The sequence below is a fragment of the Aureispira sp. CCB-E genome, assembly GCF_031326345.1.
In the GTDB taxonomy this organism is placed as follows: domain Bacteria; phylum Bacteroidota; class Bacteroidia; order Chitinophagales; family Saprospiraceae; genus Aureispira.
Window position 1 is genome coordinate 3,190,490 of the sequence record NZ_CP133671.1, and the last position, 23,508, is coordinate 3,213,997.

General features: G+C 37.3%; 31 protein-coding genes. 1 reads left to right on the top strand and 30 read right to left on the bottom strand.

The genetic code is table 11. From position 1 onward, the window contains the following. Positions 1 to 7: 7 nt before the first annotated feature. The 30 genes from QP953_RS12210 to QP953_RS12355 form a co-directional block, all read right to left on the bottom strand. Positions 8 to 208, bottom strand: a complete 201-nt coding sequence (locus tag QP953_RS12210; RefSeq protein WP_052600239.1) for a hypothetical protein — start codon at positions 206 to 208, stop codon at positions 8 to 10. A 14-nt stretch (positions 209 to 222) separates the two neighbouring features. Further along, complete coding sequence (locus QP953_RS12215) at positions 223 to 594, bottom strand: hypothetical protein (protein WP_309555267.1); 372 nt, start codon at positions 592 to 594, stop codon at positions 223 to 225. Between the two features lies 1 nt (position 595). Next, positions 596 to 835 (bottom strand): hypothetical protein, encoded by a 240-nt coding sequence (locus QP953_RS12220; protein WP_052599934.1) that lies wholly within the window; start codon positions 833 to 835, stop codon positions 596 to 598. Between the two features lie 73 nt (positions 836 to 908). Beyond that, positions 909 to 1,340, bottom strand: a complete 432-nt coding sequence (locus QP953_RS12225) for a hypothetical protein (RefSeq protein WP_309555268.1) — start codon at positions 1,338 to 1,340, stop codon at positions 909 to 911. Positions 1,341 to 1,355: 15 nt separating this feature from the next. Then, the gene (locus QP953_RS12230) at positions 1,356 to 2,399 is read right to left on the bottom strand and encodes a hypothetical protein (RefSeq protein WP_309555270.1); all 1,044 of its coding nucleotides are present in this window, start codon (positions 2,397 to 2,399) and stop codon (positions 1,356 to 1,358) included. Next, positions 2,380 to 2,745, bottom strand: coding sequence for a hypothetical protein (locus QP953_RS12235; protein ID WP_309555168.1), 366 nt, complete (start codon positions 2,743 to 2,745; stop codon positions 2,380 to 2,382). Before QP953_RS12235 ends, QP953_RS12230 begins: the two co-directional genes overlap by 20 nt. Positions 2,746 to 2,747: 2 nt before the next feature. Next, the gene (locus tag QP953_RS12240; RefSeq protein WP_309555271.1) at positions 2,748 to 3,116 is read right to left on the bottom strand and encodes a hypothetical protein; all 369 of its coding nucleotides are present in this window, start codon (positions 3,114 to 3,116) and stop codon (positions 2,748 to 2,750) included. Next, positions 3,113 to 3,376: a hypothetical protein gene (locus tag QP953_RS12245; RefSeq protein ID WP_156039973.1), complete on the bottom strand. Its 264-nt coding sequence runs from the start codon at positions 3,374 to 3,376 to the stop codon at positions 3,113 to 3,115. The genes QP953_RS12240 and QP953_RS12245 overlap by 4 nt, the downstream gene beginning before the upstream one ends. A 139-nt stretch (positions 3,377 to 3,515) precedes the next feature. Beyond that, positions 3,516 to 4,205: a hypothetical protein gene (locus tag QP953_RS12250; protein ID WP_052600386.1), complete on the bottom strand. Its 690-nt coding sequence runs from the start codon at positions 4,203 to 4,205 to the stop codon at positions 3,516 to 3,518. Next, complete coding sequence (locus QP953_RS12255; protein WP_052600385.1) at positions 4,193 to 4,543, bottom strand: hypothetical protein; 351 nt, start codon at positions 4,541 to 4,543, stop codon at positions 4,193 to 4,195. The genes QP953_RS12250 and QP953_RS12255 overlap by 13 nt, the downstream gene beginning before the upstream one ends. Positions 4,544 to 5,058: 515 nt before the next feature. After that, on the bottom strand, positions 5,059 to 5,664 hold the full coding sequence (locus tag QP953_RS12260) for a hypothetical protein (RefSeq protein WP_309555273.1): 606 nt from the start codon (positions 5,662 to 5,664) through the stop codon (positions 5,059 to 5,061). Then, a complete protein-coding gene (locus QP953_RS12265) occupies positions 5,661 to 6,254 on the bottom strand; it encodes an N-acetylmuramoyl-L-alanine amidase (protein WP_309555172.1) in 594 nt (197 codons plus the stop codon). The genes QP953_RS12260 and QP953_RS12265 overlap by 4 nt, the downstream gene beginning before the upstream one ends. A gap of 19 nt (positions 6,255 to 6,273) precedes the next feature. After that, positions 6,274 to 6,681 carry a hypothetical protein gene (locus QP953_RS12270; protein ID WP_309552723.1) on the bottom strand — a complete coding sequence of 136 codons (408 nt, stop codon included), beginning with the start codon at positions 6,679 to 6,681 and terminating at the stop codon, positions 6,274 to 6,276. A 53-nt stretch (positions 6,682 to 6,734) separates the two neighbouring features. After that, on the bottom strand, positions 6,735 to 7,175 hold the full coding sequence (locus tag QP953_RS12275) for a hypothetical protein (RefSeq protein ID WP_309555275.1): 441 nt from the start codon (positions 7,173 to 7,175) through the stop codon (positions 6,735 to 6,737). Between the two features lie 2 nt (positions 7,176 to 7,177). Further along, positions 7,178 to 7,885: a hypothetical protein gene (locus QP953_RS12280; RefSeq protein ID WP_309555276.1), complete on the bottom strand. Its 708-nt coding sequence runs from the start codon at positions 7,883 to 7,885 to the stop codon at positions 7,178 to 7,180. Then, complete coding sequence (locus QP953_RS12285; RefSeq protein WP_309555278.1) at positions 7,878 to 8,822, bottom strand: hypothetical protein; 945 nt, start codon at positions 8,820 to 8,822, stop codon at positions 7,878 to 7,880. Before QP953_RS12285 ends, QP953_RS12280 begins: the two co-directional genes overlap by 8 nt. A gap of 216 nt (positions 8,823 to 9,038) precedes the next feature. Then, on the bottom strand, positions 9,039 to 9,308 hold the full coding sequence (locus tag QP953_RS12290) for a hypothetical protein (protein ID WP_309555279.1): 270 nt from the start codon (positions 9,306 to 9,308) through the stop codon (positions 9,039 to 9,041). 404 nt (positions 9,309 to 9,712) lie between these two features. Next, positions 9,713 to 11,410, bottom strand: coding sequence for a hypothetical protein (locus QP953_RS12295; RefSeq protein ID WP_309555280.1), 1,698 nt, complete (start codon positions 11,408 to 11,410; stop codon positions 9,713 to 9,715). A gap of 11 nt (positions 11,411 to 11,421) precedes the next feature. Then, positions 11,422 to 12,585, bottom strand: coding sequence for a 3'-5' exonuclease (locus QP953_RS12300; RefSeq protein ID WP_309555282.1), 1,164 nt, complete (start codon positions 12,583 to 12,585; stop codon positions 11,422 to 11,424). Further along, positions 12,582 to 15,047 (bottom strand): Hsp70 family protein, encoded by a 2,466-nt coding sequence (locus tag QP953_RS12305; protein WP_309555284.1) that lies wholly within the window; start codon positions 15,045 to 15,047, stop codon positions 12,582 to 12,584. The genes QP953_RS12300 and QP953_RS12305 overlap by 4 nt, the downstream gene beginning before the upstream one ends. Next, positions 15,047 to 15,673, bottom strand: coding sequence for an alpha-ketoglutarate-dependent dioxygenase AlkB (locus QP953_RS12310; RefSeq protein WP_309555285.1), 627 nt, complete (start codon positions 15,671 to 15,673; stop codon positions 15,047 to 15,049). Before QP953_RS12310 ends, QP953_RS12305 begins: the two co-directional genes overlap by 1 nt. A gap of 765 nt (positions 15,674 to 16,438) precedes the next feature. Beyond that, positions 16,439 to 17,344, bottom strand: a complete 906-nt coding sequence (locus tag QP953_RS12315; protein WP_309555176.1) for an LPD1 domain-containing protein — start codon at positions 17,342 to 17,344, stop codon at positions 16,439 to 16,441. Between the two features lie 3 nt (positions 17,345 to 17,347). Then, positions 17,348 to 17,476: a hypothetical protein gene (locus QP953_RS12320; protein ID WP_255351982.1), complete on the bottom strand. Its 129-nt coding sequence runs from the start codon at positions 17,474 to 17,476 to the stop codon at positions 17,348 to 17,350. A gap of 120 nt (positions 17,477 to 17,596) precedes the next feature. Beyond that, a complete protein-coding gene (locus QP953_RS12325) occupies positions 17,597 to 17,818 on the bottom strand; it encodes a hypothetical protein (RefSeq protein ID WP_309552738.1) in 222 nt (73 codons plus the stop codon). Positions 17,819 to 17,872: 54 nt separating this feature from the next. Next, positions 17,873 to 19,027 carry a hypothetical protein gene (locus QP953_RS12330; protein ID WP_309555287.1) on the bottom strand — a complete coding sequence of 385 codons (1,155 nt, stop codon included), beginning with the start codon at positions 19,025 to 19,027 and terminating at the stop codon, positions 17,873 to 17,875. Positions 19,028 to 19,063: 36 nt separating this feature from the next. Continuing rightward, positions 19,064 to 19,441 carry a hypothetical protein gene (locus QP953_RS12335; RefSeq protein WP_309555288.1) on the bottom strand — a complete coding sequence of 126 codons (378 nt, stop codon included), beginning with the start codon at positions 19,439 to 19,441 and terminating at the stop codon, positions 19,064 to 19,066. Further along, a complete protein-coding gene (locus tag QP953_RS12340) occupies positions 19,438 to 19,923 on the bottom strand; it encodes a hypothetical protein (protein WP_309555290.1) in 486 nt (161 codons plus the stop codon). Before QP953_RS12340 ends, QP953_RS12335 begins: the two co-directional genes overlap by 4 nt. 2 nt (positions 19,924 to 19,925) lie before the next feature. Next, on the bottom strand, positions 19,926 to 21,413 hold the full coding sequence (locus QP953_RS12345) for a hypothetical protein (RefSeq protein ID WP_052600384.1): 1,488 nt from the start codon (positions 21,411 to 21,413) through the stop codon (positions 19,926 to 19,928). A gap of 233 nt (positions 21,414 to 21,646) precedes the next feature. Further along, on the bottom strand, positions 21,647 to 21,994 hold the full coding sequence (locus QP953_RS12350; RefSeq protein WP_052600289.1) for a helix-turn-helix domain-containing protein: 348 nt from the start codon (positions 21,992 to 21,994) through the stop codon (positions 21,647 to 21,649). 33 nt (positions 21,995 to 22,027) lie between these two features. Continuing rightward, entirely contained in the window at positions 22,028 to 22,288 is a 261-nt protein-coding gene (locus QP953_RS12355) for a hypothetical protein (protein ID WP_052600290.1), read from the bottom strand. A gap of 424 nt (positions 22,289 to 22,712) precedes the next feature. Between QP953_RS12355 and QP953_RS12360 the strand changes: the two genes are divergently transcribed. Then, positions 22,713 to 23,075 (top strand): helix-turn-helix transcriptional regulator, encoded by a 363-nt coding sequence (locus QP953_RS12360; RefSeq protein WP_309555292.1) that lies wholly within the window; start codon positions 22,713 to 22,715, stop codon positions 23,073 to 23,075. The last annotated feature ends 433 nt before the right edge of the window (positions 23,076 to 23,508 follow it).

Consider the following 23,508-nt stretch of genomic DNA (forward strand, 5'->3'; position numbering starts at 1 on the left):
CAGCAACTCAAGCGCTTGGTGCTGGAGTTGCTGGAGTAGATTGGGCATAGAGCCAACGAAAGAATAAAAGGACAAGTAGCACAAGCAAAATAGGTTTGAGTAGGTCAAAGAGTTCTTGCATCAAAGAAGGTTCTTTTTGCTCTTGACTCGACCACCACCAATAGCCTGTACTACCAGCACCTAATAAAAAAGGAAGTAATAAAAACATGGGTTTAGATTGTTTTAAGCGGCTGCAAGATTGGTCTGCAGTTGAGCTAAGGTAATGCTCTTTTGTTGGGTGTATCGAAGGAGCATTTGCTCGGTTCTATCTCCAAAAATGCCATCCTCTTCTAGTAGAGGAATGAAGGTTGGAGCGTGTTTTTGATGCTCTTGATTTAAGAGCTGTTGCAGCTGTCGCACTTGTTCCCCTTGGCTGCCTTTTTTTAGGATAGCCGCTTGAGGTGCGGTGGCACTAGTACTGTTAACAGTCGGTTTGGAACCTGTTAAGAGCGTTCCTTTAAAAAGACGATGTCGATAAAAATACAAGACAAACAAGAGTACCAACAAACCAACGGCAAGGAGTGGTTTTTGATATTGGATCAGTTTTTCTTTCATGTTAAATGGGTTGATCTTGGTTTTCTCCTCCTGCTACTTCCAAATTTTTGGCTTGAGCGCTGGTGGTTTGAGGCGCTGGGGCATTTTTAGTCAAATCTTTGTTGGTCGTTTTCTTTGGAGCTGCTTTTTCAGCTGCTTGTTTTTCGGCTTTCTTTTTCTTGAGGTAGAAGAAAGTGCCCACTCCCAAAAGAGCCACAACAAAGAAAATGCCCGCTATTTTATACGAAGGTTTTGATAACATGCTAGTTGATGATTTTTATAAAGAAGGTATTAAGAATAAGTAGAAACAACTCTAAACGTAGTGTTACGCATCGTTAAGTTGTCACGGCTTGTAATTGCTGGATGCGTTGATAAATCAAGTCAAAATAACTCAAGCTGTTGATGCCTGTTTTTAGATTACAATCCACATGACAAGCTTTCATAGGAATGGTGATGTCCACACCATACTTGACTTTGTAGGCTTTGATCGTTGCCATAAAACGAGCAGGATCTAAATCATAGAGCTCTTTGATGGGATTGCAGCGCTCTGAAAAATCAAAGTAATATCGAGTGATCAACCCTTTGTTGAGTCGAACGAGTAAAGGATTTGGATCATAAACCACTGTTTGTCCATGCTCGTCTTGGAGGTTGACCGTCACATCAATTTCTCGTTGCTCCACCGCTTTCTTTTGGCGTTTACCAATCAGATAAGCAAGAGCAATTGCCAGGAGTGCCCCAGCGCCTAAAAATAGGTGTTTGTTTTCCATAACAATGGGCATTAATTAGGTTAAAATAAGATCAAGGGCATCGTTGGTACGACTATCTTGCGGATCATAGCTCTTGCTGTAGTCCATTCCTGTTTCAGGATCTAGGTAGGTAAATAGCCACCCATCGCCCCCTTTGGAGGTTGGAGCGGTTAAGGTTCGGATGGCTTCCCATTCGGTTACTTTGTTGAGCTGATCAATGGCTTCTACCCAGCGCTGTACAAAAGTATAGAGATTCCCTGCAGGATAAGCGGCTTTACCGTTGTCGTTCACTTTGACCAACCAACGATCATCCACTTGATGTCCATTAAAATCTTTAAAAAAGTCCAACTCGCTGCGTTGTCCCCAATACCACCAAATATTATCGGCACTAATGGTGGTTGAAACGGTTGTTCCTAGCAGCAAATTCAATTGTACCGAGGGCAACCACCAAGGCATGGTGGGATCTCGTTTGTTGCTGAGGTTTAAGCCCTCCCAGCCCCTATCCAAGAGCTTTTGTAAATCCGATCTTAGGGCAGGTCCTTGTGATTCGTGTTTGCCATAAATCGGGAAGGTCAAATAACGCTTGGCAGGATCCGAATGGACGTCCACACCAGATACTTTGTCAAAGAGCTGGTCAATGGCTTTTTGTGTATCGGAGTTGAATTTAATCAACTCCCTGCCAATATCGTACTTAGCACGAATGATGTCCATGACCGCTACTTTGGATTGTAAATGCTCTGCTTTGGCAGTAATCAAAGCTTGTGCTCGAGTGCCTTTGATGTAAAGCGGCTCTTTTTGTTTGGGTTGGTTTTCGTTGCCTGTGTTGCCACTGTTAAAACTAGAATTGTTATGACCAAATAAAAAGGCAATCTGTTCTTTGGTCAAACCTGTGTTTTGACTGGAGACATTGTTGCGTCCTGTAACCACTGGCGTTGAAGCAGCGGTTTCTTTTTTGGTGGTAACAGTGGGCTCTTCTTCTTTTTTAGGACGGAGTACCGCCCAAACCGCCCAACCGCCAAGGGCTAGAATGAGCAGCAAACCAATGACCAATAAGGGTGTTTTATTCGTTGGATTTTCCATGCTTAAAAAAGATTAATAGGGCGATTAATAAGACAACTCCACCAATGACGCCTCCAATCAACCAGGGCGAAGGTTTGGGGGGAGGATCAGGAGCAGGCACATAGGTTGGAGTGGACGGACTGGGTTTGCCCATCAAGGATCCTAAGAAGCCTGTAATGCTGTCCAAACCATTGGCACTGGCATTGATAATATCAGCGGCATTTTGTGGTTTTTTGTTGGACGCTTGATTGGAATCGCTGTTAGCGTTGTTGTTGTTTTGGTTTTTGTTTCGGTCTTCACTCACCGTGCCTTCCCCTTCTAAATGGCAAGCCATAAAGAGGGGGGCATTAGGATCTTCACAAGCCATGGTTATACTTTTTTAACGAAGTGAAAAGAAAGTGCCAACATAAAAAGAACGATGCTGATTTGCAGTGCAAGCCCTGTGATGCTTTTAGCCGTGCAATAGCCACAAGGTTTGTTGGGCGTTGCTGTTGGTGTGGGCGATATTGGTGCGGTAGTAGTGGTAGTCGTACTAAGAGTTGGATTAGATGGGTTGACCAAATTCTCATTGTTGGAGTTGGTCGTATTGGAGGTGTTGGTTGGGTTGACCGTATTTTCTAATACCTGAGGAGTGTTTTTAGTGGGTTTGGGATCAGGAACAGAAGGCATTGCAGTGGTGGTAATCGTTGCAATCGGAGCCGTTGCCATACGAGATTCAGAAAGGGTACCTAGACTCATGATGTAGGGTGTTTGGAGTAAAAGAAAAGAAGGAGTAGAAGCAGCAATAAAACAACAACAGAGGCGCTAATGATGAGCAGTTGATCCCGCCGTTGTTGAACTTGCAGTTGTTGGCTAGCCTGAGCCGTTTGTGCTTGAGCCAAGGAGCCAAAAATGACTTTGAGGTCTTTGTTGGACAGTCCTTGGGTGCCAATATTTAAACCACCATCCAAGATGCCAATATCACCTGTGGAGATGGATTCAAAAACAGAACCTGCCATAGAAAAAGCATTAAAACAAGCCAAGTTGCATGAGGGAAGACAATTCCTTTTGATGGGTCGAGCAACAAGGAGGAGATCCTAAAAAGTACGGGGGAGGTCTTCCCGCAACTTGGCTTTAAGGGTTAAAGGAGGGTTGGTGTTATTTGGTGAAGGTGGTATCTAGGGTGATGTTGGCACCAATGCCCCGATAAATAGGCACTTCTAAATAGCCAAAGCCATCTAAGGTGACGTCAATGTCTGCTAGGACTCGAATGGTGGTTTGTTCGTCACTAGCCAACGATTTGGGATACAAAATATTTCGGTCGCCCATGCTAGAACCATCGTGTTTGAATTGACGCTCGACCATTTTAGCGGTAAAATGTTTGTCGTTGTCCGCATCAATGTGCATGCCATTAATGACCAATTGTTTGCCTTGACGAGCCAATTGGGCAATGGTTTGTAAGGTACCAGGACCATAGGTTCCACCAATTTCCAAGCCGATCAAAAAGTCAGCATGATCACCAGGGAAAATTTCAGGGCTATCGCCATCAATACCAATCTTCACCATGGCTTTTTCTGGAAATTTATAGCTGCCATCTTCCTTTTTTTCATCGGACAAAAGCAAGGTCAATTCCAATTGTCCTTGTTCGTCGCTGCCTTGTTTTTGAACCAAGATAGAATAGTTGGCATCAACAATACCACCTGCTTTTTGGACATCGGTGATTAATTCCTGCTCAACAGTCCCAGCAGGTAGAGGACGATAGGATAATTCACCATCGACATAAGCCCAAGGGCTCGCCATGCATAAATCTTTGGTGAAAGGGGCATAAATACGTTTTACATTCGCCATTTTCTAAGTTTCGTTTTGAGTTTGGTAGTAATAAAAGAATAAGCAGTTTGGACTTTCTTAATTGCCCATAGATAAGAGCGTTTGAAGAGGGCAAAATTGAGGATAAAAAGAAAGAGCAAGGAAAGGAACATTAAACCCGTTCTAAAGGCATCTAAGGCAAGGATCAATTGGTTTTGATACTCCATCAAGGCATACAATCGGAGGATTTCATTGGCTTGATTTTCGAGTTCTAAAAAGTGCAATTGTTGCAACAAACTATCCACGCCATCCGAGCAATAGATCCCGACATTAAACAGGCTTAACAAACTGGTAAAAACCGATTTAAGAAGCGCTTTCATTTAAAGGAGTTTTTTGTTGATGATCAGGATTAGTAAAACCACCAATCCAATGACACCAACGCCAAGGTAATCGGGTTTGATAATGAGGGTGTGTTTGGATTCATCAGGGATGAGCATAATAAAAACAAGGGTTTAAGAAGTAGTAGTTCGTTGATTTTTAATTTTTTACCAAAAAGATAAAAAAGCACATTCCTATTAGTTTATTGCATGAGCGGTTTGTAACTTGTTAATTATCAATTACGAAGAATTCATGCAATAAACTAATAAAGTTTTCAACGACCACGTAGTAGCAGCGCAGCTAACTATTTAGGAAATAATTAGGCTGCTTTTTTGACAAGACAAAGATGCGGTAAAAAATGCTAAAAAAACGAATATGAGCGGGGCTTTAGTCCTCAGAATGGGCGTAATTCTAGCAACTTTAAAGCAGCTTTTTGGATTAAAAACAACCTTGAACAAACGGCAGTTAAACGGATTAAAAAGAGGGCTGAAAAAAATATACGCCTGAAATTACGCTTTTACTGTTTTCGTTTCTTAAAAGGCAGCAAACGAACCCCCAATCTAACTTGATGGACATTTTGCAACACATCATAATCATAACCGAGTGCCCAACCTTTTTGGGAGACAAATTGCAAACCAACCGTCAAACTAGAAAAAGCATTGAGATTCCCACCCACCCCCGCATTCAAAAACAGCCCATTGCTAGGTGTTGGAACAGGGGTATTGATGCGAACCGTTTTAGTGATCTGCTTTGGGATTTTTAGTTTATAATGTAAATGATTTTGCAAGAGCTGACCATCCACCAATGATTCATAATAGACTGTCAAATTATCATCTTCTAAACTGTCTTGATAAAGCTTTGTAGCCATGTGTTGAGCGGTATCAACAAACTCTGATTTTATTCTATTTTGGAAACTATCCACATAAATAATTCTAGGTTCAGGAACTACTTGTCGAGGCAATTGCACGATAACAGGAGCTGGCAAAATCGTATCTAGAACAATCGTTGTATCAGCTCTAAATTCATGCTTCTTACTCGAGCTAGATTCTTGCTTGCATTGCTGTAGGAAAATCACATAAGCAAAGAGTCCCAAAATCAAAGCAAATTGTAACTTATCTTTCATGAATGATGGTATTTAAGGTAGGCTTCAATGATTGCCAAGGTATAAGCGGCAATCCGATCTCGTCCTTTGGTTGTCATTAAATAGGTTCTGCATTCTTGTTCATTGTCCATAAAAAAATGTTCCAGGAGAATGGCGGGCATGTTGGTCAAATGCACCAAATCAAAATTCCTGCGTTTGATGCCTCGAAACGTACTTTCTGGAAAATGTTGGACAAACAAGGCTTGAGACCAATGCGCTAAAGCCAAACTGGAGCTACTGGCAGCACTGGAGATAAAAACTTCCGATCCTTTGCCTCCTCCTGCATTGGAATGCAAGTCGAGCAAAAAGGTATTTTTGTATTGGGCATGAAAACGGTTGGCTCGAGCAACTCGAACACTCCGATGAATGTCGTGCTGCTCTGGCACCAAATCATAATAAGGAATGCCTTTAAAATGGAGCAGTTCTAACAAACGGTTTTTGATGGCTCGATTAAATTCTCCTTCATAAAGAACCGCACCGTCAGACCAAACAGGAGAGCGTTTGCCCTTTGTTTGGTAGACGTTGCCAATCAAACCACCATGCCCATTGCTGATAATTGGAATGCAAGACATGATAACGTTAGTTTTGGGGTTAAGTATTAGATGGTCGAGCTCCTTCAACGCTAAAGCGGCTCTGACTAAAATAAATGTTTTGAATGCGTTGGATCTGCTTTTTTTCGTAAGTAGATTGATGGTTGGGCAATTTACCAATGTAGTTGTATTGGGGTTGAAAATGCCGTTTGAGCACCATCTCTACCGATGATAAGCGCATGCTGGTCAATAGAATTTCAAAGCTGACCTTTTGGACTGGAATGGCTTGTAAAACGCCCCCTTTTTGAAAGAGGCGCAAGCCTGATTTGTAGATATTAACCGAGTTGCCAATATAAATGACCTGGTCTTTTAACCGAATGACATAAATGCCTTTTTTGTGTCGATAGCGACCTAGGAGCTTGGAGGAAATGGGTGGATGAATGGTCAAGTTATTGCCCTGACGATTCATAAAATGTATGTGTGTTTAAAAATGATAAAAAGGACGATTATAAAAATAAAAAACTACAGCTCTAAGTTAGCAAAAAAAGCCGTTAGATCAATTGGATCGGTGCCTGCCGTGGTAATTTTAAATAATTGCAATTGACAAGCGTCGTTGTATCGAATCAAAAGATTCATTGTTTCGAGCTGTTCGATAATAAAGTCCTGGATATTGATGGTGCCAACCTGTTTTTGAACCAATTTTTGGACAACAGCAGGCAATTGCTCCAGCTGGAGATAAAATAAGTCTTCTAACAATTGAGCTGCATTTAATTGATGCAAGCAGTTGTTGTCAGAATCATAGATTTTCCCAAGTGCTTGCTGCTCGACTTTGGTTAAGATCAGTTGCAAACCAAAGGGATTGCATTGGTGTTGATCCGCTACTTCTGTGAGCAAATCTTCAACAATGGCTTCTAGGTTTTTCTGCAGCGTTGGCAGATTCAGTTTAAGCAAGGTTTTTAGCATCGTTATGTTTTGTTTTTCTTTGTTTTAAAAGGTGTATAAGATAAATCGCCCGTATCCATAATCAAGGTGCAATAGCTGTATTTTGGAGCCTCTTTAAGAACTTTGTAAGCTTTCATAATTTCTCTAAAGTGTGGAATGATTTTACTCTTTTGAGTCGGTGGTGCCACATTGTTTTTAAAAAACTTGGCTTTGGTTAAAGCTCCCCAAGCACCATTGGGAAACATGTTTGGATCGTGAAAAACCAAGGCGAACCAGATGCCCACATGTTTGGCTCGATAGAAACAAGCTTTTTGTGCTTGGGTCAAGGTAGAGGTCAAAATATTGGTCGCATCGTCAATAATAAAAAACAGCCCTTCATAGCCTTTGCGAGAAAGGCGTTTGTACAAAAGCATCTCGGTAAGTTTTTCGTCTGCCATCATGGCTTTGACTTTTTTGCCTCGAAACTTTTTCATAAAGTGCTTTTCAAAGACATAATCTTTGCCTTTGTAAGAAAAATAAAGCTCCTGTTCTTTTTTATCCGACCACAATTCAATCAATTCATAACCCACCCAATCTTTGTCCCAACCCGAATTGTACACAAAAATAGTGGGTCGATTGCAACGCAATGCAAATTGCTGCAAATCGTAGGTCTTTCCTGAATGGGGTTTTCCAAAATAAGCTAAAAAGAACGGATGGTGTTGGTCTATTGTCGTGGTTGTAGGCTTACTCATCGTAAATAATTGCTCTAATTTCAGGATTCGTTTTTCCTTGGTCAATCAAGGCTTGAATTTCAGGACTGGGAACTTCATCGGCAACATCAATAGCGCAATAAGTATTGTTGGGAAGGTGTTTGTATCTCCCTGTTGTTTTGTGAATGCTGAATAATTTGCGCCCATCCTGGTATTCTTTTAAATGAGAAAAATCAGAGCTTGGCTCTCCCTGCTCCTGGTTGTCTTCCACCATTTCTTCTTGAGTAATTTCTGAAGAAGCCGTTTCTTTTTTTGGTTCCATTTGTTTGATTTGATAACGATGCCAAAAAGCAGCTCCAAAACCAGCCGCTGCCCAAGTACCCACTGCCAAGAGCAGCGTCATCAAAGGCGTGGGGGCTTTAATTTCTTGAGTGCTCAAGTATTCTTGAACGGCAGCAATTAAGACTTTTTTTGCTTTTTCATCTGCTGTATATTCTGCCACATGCTGCCCACTAATAGAGCTACACAATTGAGCTTTGGCTAGGTCAATATAGGTGAAGGCAATTTCTCCCAGCTCTGCCAAGTTTTTGAGATTTTTGCTACTCGAGCCTGTTGCTTTTTTGATTTCTTCAACAGGGTTGGTTTTGGGTGGTTCTTGGACATATCCATCCAGTGGATCCTCTTCAATTTCAATGATAGGCTCTTCCTCCCAACCTTCTTCGAGCTGCTCTAGGGTATCAGAATTATTTTCTGCCGTTTCTGCAGCAGTTTCTACTCCTGAAAAATCAGTTTTTGTACCAGTAGAGTCAGTAGAGGCGGTTTTTGTTGATTTTTGCTCTAGGTCTTTTGCGGTTTCAAAATCTAGTTCTTCCTCTTCGTCTAGATCGGTGGTCAAATCCTTGTTATTGGCTTGCTCCAGCAGCTGTCGGCGCAGCTCCTCTTCCAAATCATAGGTGGTATTTGGTTGCTTGTTTTCCATTTTTTTTGAGGTTATTTTTGTAATAATTTTTAGTAGTTTCTATGGCAGTTTCTGTTTAATTTCTGAGCAGTTTCTAGCTAATTTCTGCTTAATTTCTAGGTAGTTTGAAAATCAGTTTTTGTACTAGTAGAGCCAGTAGACGCAGTTTTTGTTAATTTCTAGCCAGTTTCTGAGCAGTTTCTAATCCAGTTTCTACGTCAGTTTGCAAATCGTTTTTTAAGTCAGTTGTTGGATTTTTTTGCACAAGGATTTTAACTCCATAATAAGGGTGGCATTGGTGGCGTGTGCTGCCAAAGAAAAGTTATCTGCCATCGCTTGATTTTCGTCTGTCTCCAGCCAATCGTCTTCAAAAATACCGTTGTTGAGAATGCGAATTTCGTGGGCTTCTAGTTTTTGGATTTGTGCTTCAATTAAGCCTATCACAATTGTTTTGTCAATCGGTTGTGGATGGTCGGTTTGGGCATTGCCCAAGTGTTGTTTTTTCATACGTTACTTTTTTTAGAATAGAATATTTTATATCTGTAAAAGTATTGTATGTGTTTGGTATTGGAAAGTTTTGTTGCTCAGGCAGGGGAATTTTGTGGCGTATATTTGTAGGTTGGAATTATGAGGTGTGTTTAAATAGAATTGAAGCTCAGACAATTTACTATTTAAATAAAAAATAAAAGGTTAAAGGATTTTCCTATAAAAATAGTGTCTCAAAAGTAATTGTTTTTTTTTAACAATTATGTTCAAATATTTTATAGAAAAACCCTAAAAAAGTAAATGAATTAGAAGAAAAAAATCAATCAACTTATAGCGACTGAGCTGGTAAGGTTCACTGAGCTTGTCGTAATTTCTCCTCTTTATCCTAATATTAAAGCAGGTTTTATTTTTTGTAACAGTATAACCTAGTTCAATATTTTCATTATTTGATTGTATACTCTATTGGCCCCTGCATTTAATTCGCCATCTACTTTGCGGAAATTTTTATTTTTAAATACCATATTTACTTTGTCTTTAGTGACCTTTACTTTGTTTTTAAGCATTTTTTTAATCTCTGCCAAATATTTTTTATCAGACCCATGTACTAAATCCTTAGTGATTTTCCTTAAATCAGATTCTGATAAACTATTTTCATTAGTAATCTCTAGGCTATAATCTTGTGGTAATTTGGGGGCATTGTCAACCGAAATTTTAGAATCAGTTTTTTGATCAAAGAGATCGATTTGATTAGTTTTTTTGTCTTTAGAATAGTTACTTTCTATAACTTTTGTTGTATTCTTATCTCTGATAATTTCTTTTTCTCCTTTATCAATCCCCTTCTCATTACTATCCCTATCTTCCTTTTCTTTTGTAGGTTCTGGGTTTTGTTTAGATTCTTTACTCTTTGGAAGATTACTCTCTCTATATCTGGTTGAATCCTTATTTATTATAATTTCTTTTTCTATTTCTTTCTCAGCATTTTTCTTTATATCTACTCTTACATTTGAGGGGTTTGTCTTCGGCTTATTTACAATATAAGTTGTCTTTTTGGGGGAGGGGATAAGTTTAGAAGTTTTAAATAATGGAGCATTAGATAAGCGATGGAAAGATTCATATAATCGTTCATAGGAATGAACATATGCAAAAATGACCATAGCATAAGCCAATTCTTCTGGGTAGTATTTCTTTAGTTCTTCAATATCTTTTTTTAGCAACAATAAGTTAAAATCGGCCTCTGATAATATTCTGTTGAAGGATAGAAATAGATAATAAATCAAAAAAGAGTTAAGCTTTGGAAAATCACGACCTAATATCTCTTGTAATTTTTCAATTTTAGGCTTATTTTCTTTAGATTCTCTTTTTAATAAATCTTTTAACTTTTCATAACTCCCCTTTAAACTCAATTGATTAAGATGACTCTTATTGGTATTGCATATATGGTAATATGGTCCTTGAGTCAAAATAGATTCATCTGAATTCACTGCCTTTAGGGCAATACACCCTAACTTGATAAAACTTTCCACATTCCCTTCAGGCGCAAAATTAGGAGTAGTATCATACCGTAAGAGTTGACTAAAAGCACTTGAAGATTCATAATAAGGATTCTTTAAAAGAATTCTATTTATATTACCCTTTAACAAGGCGAAAAAATCCTTACTAGCAGCTTCATCTTTTAGTTTAGAAATATTGAATAAACTTCTAATTTTTGAAACACTTATTGTTCTAATTTTTTCTTGCTTGCTAAGGTATATTTTCTCAAATAGAGCTTGAGGCAAAGGCGCAGAAAGACGAAAATTCTGGTTGATCTTTGATTTAATGATATTGTAAGCTATCTCATTTAAAGGAATTAAATTTTGAACGCCCTGAAACACAAGAGAAACTCTATTGTTAAAACTGATGTATTTTTTTTCATACACCATAAATACTACCTCGTCTTCATTCTCGAAAAAAGGCAAGGCTTCTTCAAGAGACTTAGCAAGTGAATCATTTCCTTTTTTTGCTTTTTCAGAAAAGAGTTCCCAATTATCTATTTCGACAATACTTGATATACTTATAAAGCAAGAATTGTATTTGTATAAATACAAAAATTTTTCTCTTTCTATTCCAATTAATACTTTTTCCATATTTTTATTATTTAAAATAAAATTTCATCATTTGATGTATTTATGTCTTTTACGGGAAGTGAATGTAAAAACTTACTAAAAGTACTACCTACTTCTAAAGTATAGGTTATCAATAAATCTCTTTTGGATCTAGACAATGCAACTAAAGCTAATGCATCTGGTTTTGTAGTAGGATATAAATTAGTGTTAACTTGTGGCAAAGCTACTGCCCCAAAATCTAAGCCTTTTGAAGAATGATAAGTCATAATTACGATTTTATTAAATCTATCCGCATCATATAAAGACCCATCATTGTTTCCAATATACATTAATGGCATATTATTATCTTTTAAATGCCCATTTAACGCTTTAAAATTAATTTTTTCGTTACCATTGTTATACTTATCTACCATTTCAATTTCCCATCTTGGCTTTCCCTCTAATTCAAGTGCTTTATTTACAAAGTCAACAATATCAGCCCTTTTGAACATAAGTATAGCTGCTACTTCAGACTGTCTATTGGTATTCGTTATTTTCATTTCTTTCCAAACAAACTCAATCTCTTCTTCATAAGAGTTAGCTTCATAGAGCCTAATAGCTGTGTTAGCTTTACCTACATGTGCTTTTACCCTCAGTGAAGAAAAAACATTCTTTAGCAAATCTAATATATTCTGAGTTAATCTAAAAACTTGATTTAATGAGTAAGCCTGAGGTTTAATAGATCCAGTAATTTCAGCAATACTAGCTGTACCTTGCTTATAAATCGGATCTTGATCATATATTGATTGTGCAGCATCACCTGCGATAATTAATTGAGTACACTTCTGCTTTAAATCATTAATAAATTGTATGGGCAAATCTTGTACTTCATCACAAAAAATTGCATCATATTTATCTGTTTTATCATACTTTAGTTGATATATTATGTAGACAGGAACTCTTCGATTCTTTAATCCAGGGATTTCTCTTATTCCATTTTTTAATAAATCTTTAAGAGCATGGGTAAAAACATAAACTACAACTTTGGCTCTAGGGTTTCTGATAAGATAGTCTGTTAAGCTATATAGCATGACAACTGATTTCCCACTACCAGCATGACCTTGAATCCAAATAGGTTGATTACCTAGCTGATTAACTTTTTTCATTATATCCCTTTGTTCTGGGGATAATTTTTCTTCTGGAACCATCCAATTCATAATCTCACTATTTTAGGGTTAATAATATCTATTGATCCATCTCGCACTACTTCGCAGTTTATATTTAAATCATTGTCGATATAAATTGATGTTTTATCAATATCACTTGTATTTTTAATCACAAACTCAATTCTTTCATGACCGTATTCAATGACAACAAGGTTCGTGGTATAGTTAATATCATAGTCCAATGTTGGGCAGACTGTTCCCTTATCAAAAATAATTTCGTTCTTCCCATTAAGATACAGGATAACATCAAAATGTAATAAAGAATTGATAATATTCTTTCCAAACAAATGCTGAGTAAATGCTTGGAGTGCATTTCCTCTAGCAACCTGCTCTTGAATATTATCAGAAACAATAACTTCTGAGTGATTGAAATAAGATTTAGAAAAAGTCTTTATATAAGGGTTTCTAGCCCCACCACCTGTTAGGATTACTTGGCTTATTTGAGATGCTTTCAAATTTGCTTTATGAAGAGCACTTTTCAAGGTGGGAACAATGCCATTACAGGAATCTTCCCAATAAGAATTCATGATATTATAAAACTCTTTGAATGAAAGCGAAATTGTTTCGCCATTAGGTAGGTTAGTGACTCTTGTTTCAACTGAAGTAGCCATTTCTGGTAATCTGTAATCTACCGTTTTATCGGTTATAACATTATTACATAACACCTTTTTGAGTCTTTCACAGAAGAACCTTAAATTACTTTGGTCATGTAATGTTGGATTTTTTTTGATTAAAAAATCAACCATCATTTGATTAATCTTGTTGCCCCCAATTTCTGATATTCTCTCAACTGCTAAGAGTTCAGAATTTATATTATCAGTATCCTTTGACACTTTTAAAATCGAAACATCAACTGTTCCTGCTCCAACATCCAAAATAAGAATTGTCTTTTGCAGCTTAAAATCTATGGTAGCGTTCGTCTCATGAATATAATTAATCAAAGCAGAAACAGGCTCTTCTACGAATGGTGTATTGTCCATTGGAAAGCCTGCTAACATAGCACATTCTTTTAATTCAGCTTTTTGAATAAGAGAATAATTGGCAGGTACACTCCATGTATAATGCAAGTCCGAACTAGGTCTAATTAGGGTAACCTTATCAATAATTGCCTTTAATAGCAACTTAAAAAAAGTAATTAGCCCTTCTTTAGCATTTCCAATAGGAAAGTCTCTATGAACTTTTAACATTGAACTAGGATAAAGAATTTCTTCTAAAGCACCTAAGTCTTCTTTAAAATAAGCCCATACATTTTTACCGATTTCAAGGTTAGGAAGGTGTTCCGCAGCATGTTTACCAAGCATAAATTGTTTATTGAATATACCCATAACAGTTGGAACCAAAGGATCAGAGGTAAGGTCACCATTATGATCTTTCTGGTCAAGAGCCAATGTTTCAAGTTTTATTTTACCTTCTTCTACATAGCTAATACTTACTACAGTAATTGAGGTGCCAAAATCAACTCCTACAAAAACTTTTCCTTGAGCTTCATCAATCACTGTTAGATTATTCTCCTCTAATGGTTTGTACAAGGCTGTAAAACCTACTGCAGAGTTACTCTGTGCAATTGGTTTTGTAGTAGCCTTTATAATTAGCGAATAGTCATATTTTAAATATTTTCTTGGAATAAGACCATCTGCTCCTGTTAGCAAAAACTTTCTAATAATATTGGAAGGACTTGAATTATAGGAGACCATTGATGAAGGTGAACTGTTCCCCAAGGTTGAAACTATATCTTGAGGATTAAATTTGGCTTTTATCTTTTTCTCTATATTCTCAATTTTTGACCGAATGCTTGAGGTTAAATCAATCATCAAAAGGCTCCCATTCCCAGGTAAATTTGAATACATCTGAGAAATATTCTGATTCAATTGATTATAATGGATAGTAGCTATTTCATTGATACAATTTTGTATCACAACCAAATTGGATTGTTTAAAAATATTCAAATACTTTTGAATGTCTAAAGTGCTTGTTAAGTCAAACTGTACAACATTCCAATCAATTTGAATATTATCGCAATTTACTTCATTGATTAACCCATCTTGAACTACTTTATGGCTATAATTCCATGTTCTTGCATTGATGTCTAAGATATTGACTGTGATTTTTTGAATGGAAGCTTTGTGTGTTAATAAATATTTAATCACGCCAAATGCTTCCGAACCAGGACCACCTCCAATAAAAGTTACTTCAAATTCATCACTTTGTATCGAGGTTGCAAAATCCTGCTCTTGCAATATTTTCTGAATTAACTGATAATAATGTGGTAAGTAAGTCAATAAATAAGCACTCTGAATATCTTCGACATGATAGGATACATAAACAGGATACTTCCGATAAGATAGTCTTAAACTTCGAACTGAGGATTGCAATGATTTTAAGTAATCTTTTATTGGTTGGTTATTACTTTTGTGTTGGTTAATTCCTTCTACTATTTGGTTATATACATCCATCAGCTCACGATTGTTCTATAGGTCAAATTAATTCTAGTTTCTTTTATTCTTTTTTGAACGGGAATCTGATGCAGCCAATTATGTTGTAAAGAACCTGTCATAACGATTAAGGATCCAGGCGTCAATTCTATTTGCAATTTTAAATCTTTATCATGCTTATGTTTTAGATCAAATCTTCTGACTGCACCTAAACTTACAGATGCAATTGTTGGGTTTATTCCCAAACCTTTTTCATCATCAGCATGCCAACTTACTTTATCGGTCCCATCTCTATACATATTGAGTAATACGCTGTTAAAATCTTGTTTAGGCATAAAATACTCAATCACCCTTTTTATCTCCATTAATTCTTTTGTCCAAGGTTCTGGATTACACATTATGCCTGAATATTTGTAATTAAAACCTTCATAGCCATACCAAGCTGTCTTTCGAGGAATAGGGTATATTTTTCCATAATATTTAATTTCCTCTTGGCGCCAATTGATAGTTTCTTGAAATATTTTATAGTAAGATGCTGCTTTATCTAAGGGCATGAAATTGGGCATAAACCACACTTCGCCATCTTTTAAAATATGCTTTTTAAATTCTCTTGGTTTCGGCTTGTTGTTTTGGTTAAATAAGTCCATTTCGTATATTTTTTATCTGATTACTAGACAATTGTAAAAAGTAATCTCAAATTAGAATTATTTGAAATGGAATATACAGAAAAAATTTGAAGGTTATGGTAAGGTTTAACAATGTTGTAAAAACTATTATTAGCTTGGGAATTATCATAACAGACAATAATGTATTGAGCAAACAAAATTTAAAAACTCTAATAGGTTGCTTTATGGTAGAACTACCAACCTTGAAATAACTTCAGATGATTGCTAAATCAATTTTAATGAGAATTTTCTAATGCAGCAGGTGAAGATATTGAGTTTTGTTTTCAAGTGAATAAAGAATGATTTGAAGTTTGTTTTAATCAGAAAATGTTGGTTTATCACAATAATGGATGTACTAAAAACATTTTCTCTAGCTTAAGAAAGTTTAGAGATCAATTTAAAAAATATAGAGAAGGTGAAAAATCCTACTTGATCAGATACCAGAGTGTTATGCTTATTTTAATGAAAATGAATAAATTAGAGCAAAATAATAAGCCTTAAACAAGAAAAGACCTTACATGTATTCCCATCCATGTAAGGTCTAAATCACCCTAACTGCGCTTGCGCACTCACGCAGTAATTAAAACCCAAATTTATTAGTAGTTAGTTATGATCACTTTTGATACACTTACTATAAATGCCAAAGCAATGCCAAGAAATGAAAATATTTAATAATAAGGGTTTTATATATTTAATTATATTATAATTTATTTTATTTTGAAAATAGAACCTAAAATGGGAAGCCTTCTAAAAATGTTTCCGCATCTGCAGCAGCAACTTATCAAACAAAGGCACCACTGTTTTTAACTCAGTAGGCGTCATATATTGGATAGCATGATACTTTGTTTTGGTCAAAAAGATATTTTGAATCTTCATCTCCTGGAGTTTGTAACCAACATACTGCTCAAAGAGCCGAGCAAAGATTTCATTTCTTCTCAAGAAGTAATCTAGATATTGTTTAGGAATTGCTTTTCGAATACGTCTCACATAACTAGAATCTGCTGTTTTGCTCTTGTCCCAATACGCCTTTTCTAGAATCTCCTCCATCCAGTAACGCATGGGCATTTTAGCGGGATCGTAATTGATACGTCTAGGATCTGTCGAGCGACCATCGGATAGCGCATAGATTTTGGGATGGTTTTCTATTCGAGCACCAAAGAAGTAATCCAGAAAATGACCATACTCATGTGCAAAGGATCCCACGCCGCCCGAAAAGACAAAGCGGACTTTTTTCTCGGTAGGTTCATCAAAACGGTTCTCTTCGTAGTAACGAGTGAGATTGATAATATTGGTAGAGGGTTCGTAATGGGCTAAAGCTCCCTTTACCCCTCGAGCTCCAAAGGCAATGCCCAAAGTTTTGTCCAAACCAAGGTTGTTTCCTTTGAATCGCAACACTCGATTTAAGTCATACAAACAAATGCCTAGAGCAGCCAAATAATTAAAACGGTCTTCATGCGTCACCCAGTTACCAAACTGATAACCTCTCAATTGAAAGACTTCGTGCACCGTTCGAACATCTTTGAGTTTGTCATAAAAGCGTTTTTCCATCGCTCCTTTTCGAAAGAATTGATACAATTCTACAAAACCTTGATCTTCCCACCATCGTTCGGCTCTAGAGCCTCCCTCGGGACTTAAGGTATCTACAATTTTCATGGTTTAGCGTCTTTTTTTAAGTTTTCCTAATCGTTTTAGTTTCTTTTGGTTGAGCATGGATAAGGGAACTCCTCGTCCAACAATCTGCTCGTCAGGGTGTAATTTAGCTCTGGTTTTTTTTAGTTTTTTCATGTGTTTTTAGATTTGATGAAAGAATGAAAGCCCCTAAAATACGGACTTTGAATGCAAAAAACAAGGCAATAAAAAACGCCACTAGGAACTAATGGCGTAAATTTTAAAGGTTGATTTTTTCTATATTTTTGCTGAGGAGGCTTTGGGTCTCAGCTGCTGCAAATAAGTTTGAGTGCTTTTAATTTTTGTTTTTAACAAGCAAATTTGTTGTTCTTGACAAAGCAACTGTAAAGGATTCTTACTTCCTTTCATTTGAGTTAATTTTTGCTGTTCTTTTTCTAATTTCTGCTGTAGCTTCTGCAGCAATTGATCAAGAATAACACAAGCATTTTTTGTTGTCATGAGTAGCTGTTTTATGGGGCAGTACTGCAGCGGTACTACTGCAGTACTGCTTGATTATGAATTGGATAAAAGATTTGTTTTTTTCTCCCTAGCAGCAATCAAACAAGAGCGTTTGCAATAGGTATGATTATGCGATTTGTGAATAAAACCACTGCCACATTCAGGGCAAATACGAGTATATTCCTTCTTGATTTTTTCCTCTTTTGGAGGATCTTTTTTTTGCTTTTCATAATCAATAAAACCAATCTTTTGGATACTTGGTGCCGCATGTGGTTGAGGAGCTTTTTCTTCTGGTTTTTCGCCGTAGTACTGCTGCAGTACTGCAGTAGTACTTCCTGTGTTTATCGGGGTTTCCGTATTTTGAGCAGTTTCCTTTTTCTCCTTCTCACATTCGGTATAATACCACCAAGAAAAGCCCATCGAAAGCAGAAACAACAACTCAAAACCAATGGCTGCTCGAACCAATTGCGTACTCAATTTTTCTCGCTCCAAAGTCATGGTAGATTTCCTAGATTCAAAATCCTCCAATGCCTTTTGTTCGATGACTTGGTTCTCGAGTAAAAGAGCCGCCAGAGCAACATCTTTTTGAGCTTGAGTCGCTTCAATCTTTTCATTGTATTCTTGCACCACTTTAGAATCCTTTCGAGCCAAACGCCCTTTGTACAACCTAGTATTCCGAAAATTATCCCGTTGCATCTCGAGCGCTGCCATTCGATTATCATAATCAGAAACAATGCCTTCAGAAGATTTTAAAGCAGGTGTTTGAGGAGTTGCTTCTTCAACCAGTAGGGAAGGGAGAATTTTAGCGCCTTCTATCGAAATGTAAATACTCGCTCCAACCGCTACGATTGCCAAGAGAGCAGAAAAACGTTCTACCTCTTTGTACTGAAATAAGCCCTTCATCACATCATCGGTTGATTCTCGTTTGATGACCTCAATCATAATCACCAAAGCAATGGAGCAAGCGATTCGAATTACCCAATGAATGTTGAGAAATAGATAAGAAAGCATGGTGAATGCCGTGGTTAAACTTGCCAGCTGTGCAATCACGCCCATGCCTAAAAAGGCTCGATTTGCCCAAGCAAAACGATGGGCAAAGTTTTTGTGTTCAAATTTCTGTTCTAATGTCTTGTTTAAAGACCAATTGAAAATGGCGTAATTTTGAACTTTACGCTGCTTGTTGTGTGGATTTTCTGCAAAAGATGTCATAAATTTGTTTTTTTAAGAATTTGTCTAAGAGGATTTCTAGTTGCCGCTAGGGATCCTTTTTTTATGCTGGTCAAATTGTTCCAATTGTACTTTGATTTCGTAGAAGATCGTCCTTAAATAAAGATCACTTGGGTCGTCGTTGTAAAGCAGCTCTTCCAAAGCATGTTTTTCTGTTGGCGTGAGTTGGATTCGATAGATTTTAGCTTCGTTTTGCCAGTGTTTCTCCTGTCGTTTGCTGATTTTGATAATAATCTGAATTAAGGCAGCTCTCCAACCTTTTTGTATAAAATCATCCGAAGGCTCTGGAGCAGAGAAGGGGAGCAGCATTTTTGCCAAGAAAATCCAATCCTTTAAACTCAATTGAATCGGAATCGTAAGTACTTGGATCTGCTCAATGGCTTGATAATAGGTCATACTCTAAAAAATTGTCCTTTGATAAAATTATGCGTGTGTTGTCCGTTTTGGTAGACCATGATCCGCTCTACGTCTTGATTCCAATATTGAGCAACTTCTTCTATTGAATCAATCGAGATACTCAAACCTTTGGTGCGACCTGTTTTTAATTTGTAAGCCGCTTTGTAAATGATATAAAGCCTTAGTTTGACACTGCCTAAGAGCTGTTGAAAAGCTTCTTTACTCAAGGCTTGATCCTGCTTTTGAGGGTGGTAATAAGCGTTGATTTTACCCGTTTTGTTATCATACAAAACCGCCCATTCAAATACTTTTCCTTTAAGAAAAACACGTTCCAAGCGATGAATGCCCAAGCTTGGGTTTTGAGGGGTTTTAGCATCCAACGAATAGCGTTTGATTGGGGTGGGGTTACCTGGTGTTTTGATTAATAAATAACTTAAAGAATCTCTTTTGATTTTAAATTCGGTTTTGGTACTACTAGCCATAATTAAGAGAGTTGATTTGAAAAAATAGGTTGTAAACGATCTTTGAATTTTCGAATGAGTTTTTGTTTTTGAGCGGCACTCATACAAGGAGGTGCTTGTGCAATCATGCCCCTTAATTTTCTCCAGGCTTTTTCGGTGACACGCATTGCATAAGGCGTCTTACCATCCTGCAAGGCTTGCAAGGCTGAAGTATGTGCTTGGTTGATTTGCTCCATCACCATTTGATAATAAGAGAGGCTTCGATTTTTGGGACTAAACTTGGTATAGATGGTATTAAAATCATCTTTAGAATAGCCCAGTGCACGATCCCAATGCTTAGAAATAAAATATTGAGTTGGCGCAAAGATTTTGTCCATATAATCATTCTTTAAAGCATTTTCTCGTTGTTTTTGAATGGCTTCGGACACAATTCTAAGAGCCGATAGCTCAATATTGGGCAGTTTTTTGGCAAACCACTCGTTCAACATCTTCCATTGATACTTTGGATTCTTGGCCAAACCTTTGAAATAAGCAGAATCCTTGAATTGCTCGAGCTTTTGTTTGCGAAACAGGCGCACATGATCCTCTACCAAGCGCAAATGCGAGCGGAGCAGGTCAACGGCTTGCTCTGTTTGAGCGACATTGAAATTTTTGCCGCCCCAAAGTGCGACTCGAGCTTGCTCAAAGAGCTGACGAGCCAAAAAATCTTCTTTGTTGCTGCTCGGAATGAAGACTTTTTGCACAAAATTGTTCGGCAAAAGATTTGGAGGACAATTGGAAATTGACTTGCTTCCCTGCTCTGCACCTGAGATAATCTTGTGATTTAGCTCTGCGCTAGCAGAAGCCTTATCCACAACTCCTGTTGGTGTTGTATTATATTGTTTTAAAGTATCTATATTATCTAGTATAGACATCTGCGGAAAAGATGTCCTTCTATCCGCAGCATCAAGGGGCTGAGCAGCATCAGAACGAGAGGAGCCCAAGGCTTCATTTGCCTCTATTTCGCCCCAAACTAGCAACTCATAATTCAGAATCAACTTAAATTTTCCACGTCCTCTAGGATCCTCATGCATGGGCAAAGGATACGCTTTTCCTGTGTGCATAAAGTTGACCTTCTGCACCAAAATTTTAGCCTCTAAGAGCTTTTGAATACAAGAGCGCACCGTGCGCCCACTAATTTGGAGTAGGGGACGAGCGGCTTGCTGGTTGACCATCGTGGCCAGGTACTCGTTGTTGGCAAAGCAAAAGAATTCTTGTTGGTGTATCGACCAATCAAAAACATTGGGCTGCTCGGTTTTCATGGCTTCCATGGTGCGAGGCATCAGCGACAAGATTGCTTGTAGGACATCGTGTACACTAGAAACCATACCACCTCGTTTGTGCGTACGAAGCCACTTTCGTTGATAGATCTCCATCAAATCATAAATCTTTTCCAAGCTGGCTTTTCGGTCCAGTAGATCGTAGATAGAGAATTGATGAAACTTGGTTAAAAATTGGGCGTGTTGCGCCATATTGTTATTCTGTTTAAAGCTTAAAAAATGGCACAGCCTTGCAGCTGTACCTCGGCATATAAGTCGCCGTAACTATACAAGTAAAAACTTGCTACCCTGTGACCAGAAGGAGAGTCGAACTCCTTTGATTGCTGCGGATAGACAATCTTCCCCGCCTGATCGTTTTGATGTGGTTGTAGGGTTTTAAGATTGGGTACAAACCACTTGCACCCAATCCAATGAATAAAATGTTGCTACGGAAACGAAGCCGCATGCCGAAGGTTATCGGTCTGATAATCCTCCACTTCTTGTTTTACAAAAAACAAATAGCCGCTTTTTTTGTACTTGCGTCCATTGAGTTTCCCTTCCTCATTGAGCTTTCTTACAGTTCTAGGCTGTAAGCCTAGTAAGTGTGCCGCTTCAGCTGTATTGATAATGCTCTTGTCTTTGATGAGTAAGAGTTTCAGCTCTTCTTTGAACTCCTCCTTCACTTCCTCCTTAATTTCGTCCTTTACTTCCTCTTTTAGTTCTTCCCGAAGTTCTGCTCGAAGTTCTGCTTTGAGCTGTAGTTTTAATGCTTCTACAAAGTTTTGATCCATCATATTAATCTTAATTTTTTGGATGGATTTCCATGATTATGATTGAATAAAAGAATGTTGTCGAATGGTTATTGTATCAATGCCTAACTCAAATTGTTCGACCAATTCAATGGCTTTTATTTCTAATAGTTTTTCCAGTTTTAATACGACCTCATAAGGCGTATTGGCTGGCGTTTTGAGCAAGCGAGTAAGCTTGTTTTGGCTAATGCCTAAGGTGGTGTTTAGTGCTTCGTATTGGTCAATCGAAAGGTTTTGTCTTAGGAATTGACAAAAAGTTGGTGTTTCAAAATCGGTCATAAAATTTGTTGTTTGGGCATGGCTTCGCCCTACCGCTTAAAAGCAGTGACAAGCCACATGAATAAAATAAGTGAAAGCATCAACTCGCTTTAACATTTGCTGAGTTCACAAACAAAGGAGCTAATACATTAAAATTTATTTGTTTTGTTGGACGCTAGAAGTCGCCTTCTAGTTGTTGATCCTCCATCCTCATAAAATCTCAACAATACCACTTGGTACGCCCAAAACCATTCATCCTAGTATGAAATGTTATTTTTTTAGGTTCGATTCTCGGATTTTCGTCTACATTTGTCTACATTAGTCTACATAGACGTGTTATATAATTTTTGCTTATACAAATATAATACTTTATCGCATTAAAGTCAAACTTTATTGCATGAAAAAATAACTAAAAAGTAAATTAAAATCAAAATATTTTAATTAAATGTCTGTACGTCAGCGATTTGAAGATTTGTTAATAAGGTTGAAAATAAATGGAAGTCAGTTAGCTAGGGAACTAGGTATCTCACAAACTTCTGTGTCTAGAATATTAAGTGGTAGTACTTTGCCCAGCTCAAAAGTTCTAATTCCTTTAGTTGAAAAATACCCTACAGTTAATCTAACTTGGTTGTTAGTAGGGAAGGGGGAGATGTTTGTAAATGAGAATCCAGTTGATAAAGATTATCTAGATCGCTTAGCAGATAGCCTAGAACGAGAAAATAATTTACTCAGAGATCGAATAGATGATTTAGCTGCTGAATTAGAAGCTATTAAGAAGGAAGTGGAGGCAATGCCCGATGAAGACTAGCTTTGAGCTGTTTTAAGTTTTTGCAATATTTTACTTTTAGGATGAATTTTTTTGGAATAGGGCACGTTATTTAATCACCCCCTATTGTTTGGTTTAACTAAATAACTAAAATTTATGACGTCCTTAAATGAAGAAAAACAGTAAAAAACAATTATTGCAAAAATTACTAAAATTGAAAAAGACCCTCCGAAAGGAAAAAGAACAGACAAAAAATCAAGAGAAAGGTATTAAGACCCTTCGGAAACTTAATAGGCTTGAGTAATTGAACAGCAGCAAGGAATTGATTTCTTTGCTGCTGTTTTTTTATTTTGATATGTTTTATTTTCTTATTTGTTGTTCTGGTGTGTATATTTGTATGTAATGATGTTGTATATCCACTATGTAGTATGTACAAGTGCATTGTTGACAATAAAAATAAAAGTGCTTTTTTGTT

What these genes read in the sequence shown, in the direction of transcription:
- QP953_RS12305 (WP_309555284.1), bottom strand. Translation starts at nt 15,047, where the DNA reads ATGGATGTATATAACCAAATAGTAGAAGGAATTAACCAACACAAAAGT.
- QP953_RS12330 (WP_309555287.1), bottom strand. Translation starts at nt 19,027, where the DNA reads ATGACATCTTTTGCAGAAAATCCACACAACAAGCAGCGTAAAGTTCAA.
- QP953_RS12220 (WP_052599934.1), bottom strand. Translation starts at nt 835, where the DNA reads ATGTTATCAAAACCTTCGTATAAAATAGCGGGCATTTTCTTTGTTGTG.
- QP953_RS12350 (WP_052600289.1), bottom strand. Translation starts at nt 21,994, where the DNA reads ATGATGGATCAAAACTTTGTAGAAGCATTAAAACTACAGCTCAAAGCA.
- QP953_RS12335 (WP_309555288.1), bottom strand. Translation starts at nt 19,441, where the DNA reads ATGACCTATTATCAAGCCATTGAGCAGATCCAAGTACTTACGATTCCG.
- QP953_RS12230 (WP_309555270.1), bottom strand. Translation starts at nt 2,399, where the DNA reads ATGGAAAATCCAACGAATAAAACACCCTTATTGGTCATTGGTTTGCTG.
- QP953_RS12325 (WP_309552738.1), bottom strand. Translation starts at nt 17,818, where the DNA reads ATGACAACAAAAAATGCTTGTGTTATTCTTGATCAATTGCTGCAGAAG.
- QP953_RS12320 (WP_255351982.1), bottom strand. Translation starts at nt 17,476, where the DNA reads ATGAAAAAACTAAAAAAAACCAGAGCTAAATTACACCCTGACGAGCAG.
- QP953_RS12295 (WP_309555280.1), bottom strand. Translation starts at nt 11,410, where the DNA reads ATGGAAAAAGTATTAATTGGAATAGAAAGAGAAAAATTTTTGTATTTA.
- QP953_RS12240 (WP_309555271.1), bottom strand. Translation starts at nt 3,116, where the DNA reads ATGAGTCTAGGTACCCTTTCTGAATCTCGTATGGCAACGGCTCCGATT.
- QP953_RS12310 (WP_309555285.1), bottom strand. Translation starts at nt 15,673, where the DNA reads ATGGACTTATTTAACCAAAACAACAAGCCGAAACCAAGAGAATTTAAA.
- QP953_RS12300 (WP_309555282.1), bottom strand. Translation starts at nt 12,585, where the DNA reads ATGAATTGGATGGTTCCAGAAGAAAAATTATCCCCAGAACAAAGGGAT.
- QP953_RS12290 (WP_309555279.1), bottom strand. Translation starts at nt 9,308, where the DNA reads ATGAAAAAACAACACTTGGGCAATGCCCAAACCGACCATCCACAACCG.
- QP953_RS12210 (WP_052600239.1), bottom strand. Translation starts at nt 208, where the DNA reads ATGTTTTTATTACTTCCTTTTTTATTAGGTGCTGGTAGTACAGGCTAT.
- QP953_RS12215 (WP_309555267.1), bottom strand. Translation starts at nt 594, where the DNA reads ATGAAAGAAAAACTGATCCAATATCAAAAACCACTCCTTGCCGTTGGT.
- QP953_RS12355 (WP_052600290.1), bottom strand. Translation starts at nt 22,288, where the DNA reads ATGACCGATTTTGAAACACCAACTTTTTGTCAATTCCTAAGACAAAAC.
- QP953_RS12255 (WP_052600385.1), bottom strand. Translation starts at nt 4,543, where the DNA reads ATGAAAGCGCTTCTTAAATCGGTTTTTACCAGTTTGTTAAGCCTGTTT.
- QP953_RS12270 (WP_309552723.1), bottom strand. Translation starts at nt 6,681, where the DNA reads ATGAATCGTCAGGGCAATAACTTGACCATTCATCCACCCATTTCCTCC.
- QP953_RS12250 (WP_052600386.1), bottom strand. Translation starts at nt 4,205, where the DNA reads ATGGCGAATGTAAAACGTATTTATGCCCCTTTCACCAAAGATTTATGC.
- QP953_RS12360 (WP_309555292.1), top strand. Translation starts at nt 22,713, where the DNA reads ATGTCTGTACGTCAGCGATTTGAAGATTTGTTAATAAGGTTGAAAATA.
- QP953_RS12260 (WP_309555273.1), bottom strand. Translation starts at nt 5,664, where the DNA reads ATGAAAGATAAGTTACAATTTGCTTTGATTTTGGGACTCTTTGCTTAT.
- QP953_RS12225 (WP_309555268.1), bottom strand. Translation starts at nt 1,340, where the DNA reads ATGGAAAACAAACACCTATTTTTAGGCGCTGGGGCACTCCTGGCAATT.
- QP953_RS12340 (WP_309555290.1), bottom strand. Translation starts at nt 19,923, where the DNA reads ATGGCTAGTAGTACCAAAACCGAATTTAAAATCAAAAGAGATTCTTTA.
- QP953_RS12275 (WP_309555275.1), bottom strand. Translation starts at nt 7,175, where the DNA reads ATGCTAAAAACCTTGCTTAAACTGAATCTGCCAACGCTGCAGAAAAAC.
- QP953_RS12280 (WP_309555276.1), bottom strand. Translation starts at nt 7,885, where the DNA reads ATGAGTAAGCCTACAACCACGACAATAGACCAACACCATCCGTTCTTT.
- QP953_RS12315 (WP_309555176.1), bottom strand. Translation starts at nt 17,344, where the DNA reads ATGAAAATTGTAGATACCTTAAGTCCCGAGGGAGGCTCTAGAGCCGAA.
- QP953_RS12245 (WP_156039973.1), bottom strand. Translation starts at nt 3,376, where the DNA reads ATGGCAGGTTCTGTTTTTGAATCCATCTCCACAGGTGATATTGGCATC.
- QP953_RS12345 (WP_052600384.1), bottom strand. Translation starts at nt 21,413, where the DNA reads ATGGCGCAACACGCCCAATTTTTAACCAAGTTTCATCAATTCTCTATC.
- QP953_RS12265 (WP_309555172.1), bottom strand. Translation starts at nt 6,254, where the DNA reads ATGTCTTGCATTCCAATTATCAGCAATGGGCATGGTGGTTTGATTGGC.
- QP953_RS12285 (WP_309555278.1), bottom strand. Translation starts at nt 8,822, where the DNA reads ATGGAAAACAAGCAACCAAATACCACCTATGATTTGGAAGAGGAGCTG.
- QP953_RS12235 (WP_309555168.1), bottom strand. Translation starts at nt 2,745, where the DNA reads ATGGCTTGTGAAGATCCTAATGCCCCCCTCTTTATGGCTTGCCATTTA.